This is a genomic window from Candidatus Cloacimonas sp. (assembly GCA_039680785.1).
Lineage (GTDB): Bacteria > Cloacimonadota > Cloacimonadia > Cloacimonadales > Cloacimonadaceae > Cloacimonas.
Genome location: JBDKSF010000011.1, coordinates 1 through 4,826, shown reverse-complemented (window position 1 = coordinate 4,826; position 4,826 = coordinate 1). Strand labels below are relative to the sequence as shown.

General features: G+C 38.2%; 2 protein-coding genes and 2 rRNA genes. All 4 read left to right on the top strand.

Translation table 11 applies throughout. From position 1 onward, the window contains the following. Positions 1-319: ribosomal RNA gene (locus ABFC98_00510) — 23S ribosomal RNA — on the top strand; the annotation flags it as partial. 126 nt (positions 320-445) lie between these two features. Further along, positions 446-562, top strand: a 5S ribosomal RNA gene (rrf, locus tag ABFC98_00505). Positions 563-1,057: 495 nt separating this feature from the next. After that, positions 1,058-3,565 (top strand): DEAD/DEAH box helicase, encoded by a 2,508-nt coding sequence (locus ABFC98_00500; GenBank protein MEN6444508.1) that lies wholly within the window; start codon positions 1,058-1,060, stop codon positions 3,563-3,565. Between the two features lie 110 nt (positions 3,566-3,675). Further along, positions 3,676-4,826: transglutaminase-like domain-containing protein (locus tag ABFC98_00495; GenBank protein ID MEN6444507.1), on the top strand; the 1,151-nt coding region annotated here is incomplete at its 3' end.

Genomic DNA, 4,826 nt, shown 5'->3' with positions numbered 1-4,826 from the left:
GTTACGCGAGCTGGGTTCAGAACGTCGTGAGACAGTTCGGTCCCTATCCTTCGTGGGCGTAGGAAATTTGAGGAGCACTGCATTTAGTACGAGAGGACCGATGTGGACGAACCTCTGGTGTACCGGTTGTGATGCCAATTGCATTGCCGGGTAGCCAAGTTCGGTACGGATAACCGCTGAAAGCATCTAAGCGGGAAGCCAGCTCCGAGATAAGATTTCCCAATAGAGAGGTTGGAGACGACAACCTTGATAGGTTACAGGTGTAAGCGCAGCAATGTGTTAAGCCGAGTAATACTAATAACTCGATTGACTTTCATCAATTTATTTTATTCTATGTATCCACTTTCTCATCTCACGGATAACTATTGCTAACAGCAGAGTGAGCCATAGCACATCAACAAAAGAAAGCTATAGTAAACACCATAATAACCTTTTCGCCGTTAGCGATGGTGGTTATAGCAGCAAGGATACACCTGTTCCCATTCCGAACACAGCAGTTAAGCTTGTCTGCGCCGATGGTACTGCACGGGCAACTGTGTGGAAGAGTAGGTCACCGCCATCGCTAACGGCGATTTTTATATTATGATAATAATAACACAACATTGCCCAAAAACTTTCAACTCTGAATAGGAATGCTGAACTATGCTCATAATTTATAGCATATTTGGGTTATAAAATAAAGCGGGTAGTTATCTTTATTGTGTGTAAATGCTTCTGACTCATAACATCTTGCAATATCGGGCAATCTCTAACAAATCTGTTACATTACAGTAACACTTCCGTAGTGCCGTAAGAGAAATGTTACTGAAATGTTACTGAGTTGTAAGAGAATATAGAAAGCATAAAGCAACTGAATAATAAGAAATGAAATAAATGATAAAATGAAATAACTGCATAATACACAAGAAGAAATCAAACGATAAATGAGCAATATAGGTAAGGCAAAATATTCCTGCCGAAGAGAACATTAATAAAGATAGATAAGAAAGTGCTTGACTTCAAGAGAGCTAATTGTAGAAAGGTTTAAATGATTATTTAGCTTAGGTAAAAGAAATAAGTGAAAGACGAAAAAGCGGGAATAGAAGATTTTATAGAGGCATTCAAGAATGAGAAGCGCTTCAGTTCAACTATTGTAGCAGAAAATATTAAAGCAGAAAAGCAAGCAAAAACAGCCGATTTTCCTAATGGTTTGCTGCCTTATATTCCCAAATTATTTAAAAGTATGGGCATAAAAGAACCATATAAGCATCAAACAATAGCCATAGAAAAATTGTTAGAAGGAAAAAATGTAGTAGTCAGTTGTGGAGTGGCGAGTGGGAAAAGTTTAGTTTATCAATCAGTTATTTTAAATCAAATCATCCAAAATCCGCAAAGCAGAGCTTTATTACTTTTTCCAACTAAGGCATTGGCGCAAGATCAGGCAAAAAAAATGCACACTTTATGTTCTGAGCTAAAAAGGCAAAATCCTAATATGCCATTAATTATTGATGGAATTTATGACGGCGACACTTCTTCGGAAATAAGAGGAAAACTACGCAAACAGGCAAATATTATTTTCACCAATCCGGATATGTTGCATTTAGGAATTTTACCAAATCATACTTTATGGAGCTCTTTATTTTCTCTATTGGATTTTGTAGTGATTGATGAAGTGCATATATATCGAGGTGTTTTTGGTTCGCATGTGGCAAATGTGCTCAGACGGCTAAAACGAATAGCAAGCATTTATGGGAAAAAGCCCCAATTTATATTTACTTCCGCCACTTTAGCCAATGCGCAAGAATTGGCAGAAACCCTGGCAGAAGAGTCAGTTGAGCTTATTGATGAAGATGATTCTCCTCAAGGGAAACGGTATTTTTACATTTGCAATCCCCCTTTAATAGAGCCCAACTTGGGGATAAGAAGAAGTTCTACAATGGAAATCGGAAGTATAGCTAAAAGCTTTTTAAAGACCAATCTGCAAGCAATTCTCTTTACAGAAAGCAGACGAAGCGTAGAACTTATTTATCGTTATTTGACTGATGACCACAAAATTGCAGATAAAATACGCAGTTACCGAAGTGGATATTTGGCAGTGGATAGACGGCAGGTAGAAAATGAATTACGAGAAGGTAAAATAGATCTGGTGATTTCTACTAACGCATTGGAACTGGGCATTGATATTGGTGGCCTGGATGCCGTTTTCTTAAATGGCTATCCAGGAACAATTTGTGGCACAAGACAAGAAGCAGGAAGAGCTGGACGCCAGGGAAATTCGTCACTTTGTATTTTGGAAGCAGGAAGTAATCCATTGGATCAATATATTTGTCAGCATCCGGAATATATTTTGGAAAACAATCCGGAACAAGCATTAATTGACCCCAATAATAGTGAAATTTTACGGATGCAGTTACTTTGTGCGATTAGCGAAATGGCATTAAAAGAGGGTGAAAATTTCGGAGCTTTAAGTTTTGCCGATATTCAGGGTCACTTATATTCATTGCTGGATGATGGATTAATTAAGCAAATAGGTAATCGCTATATTGGCATTAGCAACAAATATCCGGCTGGGGATATATCATTACGCAATGCGGGAAATCAATTTCAAATATTGGCAGATAATGATTTGGTGGGATGGGTTGATTCAGGAAGCGTTAAATGGATGACTCATCCAGAAGCGATTTATCTTCATCAAGGTGAAACCTGGTTAGTGAAGAAACTTGATTTTGAACAGAAAAAGGTAATTTTAGAGCCAGCTCAAGTGAATTATTACACTCAGGCAACCGTATCAACCGAAATAGGTCTGGATGATTTACTGCTACTGGAAAATGTTTCAGGAGGTCGTAGACATTTTGGAAAAGTAACTGTTACGCGAACCATAACTGGTTTTAAAAAACAGCGTTTTTATACAATGGAAGTTTTGGAACACATAGATCTTGATTTGCCACCTGAGGTTATGCAGACCCAAGCATATTGGATTTCCCTTTCTGAAGAGACAGTGGAAAAAATCAGGAATCAAGGTTTATGGAATAACGACGAAAATAATTATGGGCCTAAATGGAAGGAACTTTCAGAACAAATTCGCCAGCGAGAAAATTATCGTTGCAGAAATTGCGGAGCAAACGGCGATTTGGAAGTTCATCATATTATTCCTTTTCGTCGTTTTGACGATGCAGATGCAGCCAATGATCCTGAAAACCTTGTTGCACTATGTCCGCGCTGTCATAAATTGGCTGAAATTAGAGTGCATATTCAAAGCGGTTTAGCTGCCTTGGCATATTTGATGGGAAATTTGGCGCCTTTTTTTGTAATGTGCGCTCCGCAGGATTTGGGTATTCATAGTGAAGATAAATCACCTTTAGCTATGGGAAATCCTGTAATAGCTATTTATGATAACATTCCCGGTGGTATAGGACTTAGCCGAAAACTTTATGAATTGCATAATCAATTGCTTTATGCAAGTAGGGATAGAATTAAAAATTGCCAATGTGAAAATGGCTGTCCTGCTTGCGTGGGACCGGTGGCTGAAAATGGTTTGGGCGCTAAAGAAGAAGCAATGGCAATTTTGAATGCCTTGCTTACATAAACGCAAGAGTAGGTAAAATATTGATTTTAATTTGCCTGATGCCCTTTCTGTTATTATAATATAAGTAAAATCCTAATTTAAATCAAACTACAATATAAAATGAAGGAACTATGAAGAAAGCTTCGTTAATACTCGTTCTTTTGCTGATTGCAACAATGCTTTTGGCGCTTCCTAAAGAACTTACAAAAATGGGCAATCCAGACCTTTATAAAGAAGTAGCGCAAAAAGCCGCAAATAATTTAAAGCTTTTGCATTGGGAACAGAAAGATGCCTATAAGGGTTTATTGAAACAGCATCCCGATATTCTGATGAATTATCTGATTGCCTATGAAAGTGATGCAAATTTGGCATCTACAAATCCCAAAGATATAGAAAGTAACTATGAGGCAATTTGTGCACTGCTAAATAAAGAAGGTCTGAAATACAAGCCCGATATTTTCCTTTCCTATATTGCCAAACAAACGGTTTCCGACGAAGCCATAACTCCCTATAGAAAAGCAATGCTAAAAGATGGCTTACAACAAATAATTTATACAACGCACACGGATTTAGATAGATTCAGGGCTGTAACCCTTTGGTGTGTATCAAGATTGCAATTTCAACAGACCTCCGGACGCGATCAAACCCCTTTGGATATCACTCAAAGGTCTATAATAGGTCGCTGTGAAGAAATGCAAATATTATTAGTTTCAGCGGCAAGAACAGTTGGATTGCCTTCCAGGCCTGCATCTGTTCCCTGGTGGGCACATTTGGATAATAATCATGCCTGGACGGAAATATATTTGGATGGCAAATGGCATTATACAGGAGATATGGATATGGCATATTTTCCTGATCAAACCTGGTTTAGTGGCTTAGTGGATAAAACCGTTATGATTTTGGCAGAGGGCTCTATGGCTACTTGGGAGGATGAGGTCTTAGCCAAAGGTAAATATGAAGCCCTGATTAATTCTACTGCAAATTATACCCAGGAGCGTAGTAGAACGATAAAAATAAATGTAACGAATGAAAATAATAAGCCAATTTCCGATGCGTATGTGATTCCGTTGGTTTTTAATTGGGGCTCTTTAAGAGCGTTAACTATATTAAACACTAATAAAAATGGTTATTTGCAATTTACTGCGGGGCGGGGCGCATTTTACTTATCTGTATATAGTAAAGAGGGTAAAGCGCTTATTTTGGTTCCTTCCGATGAACAAAAGACAATTGACATTACAGCTCAGGTTAGCAATAAGGATTTTCCTGAGGGGTGGGCAACTTT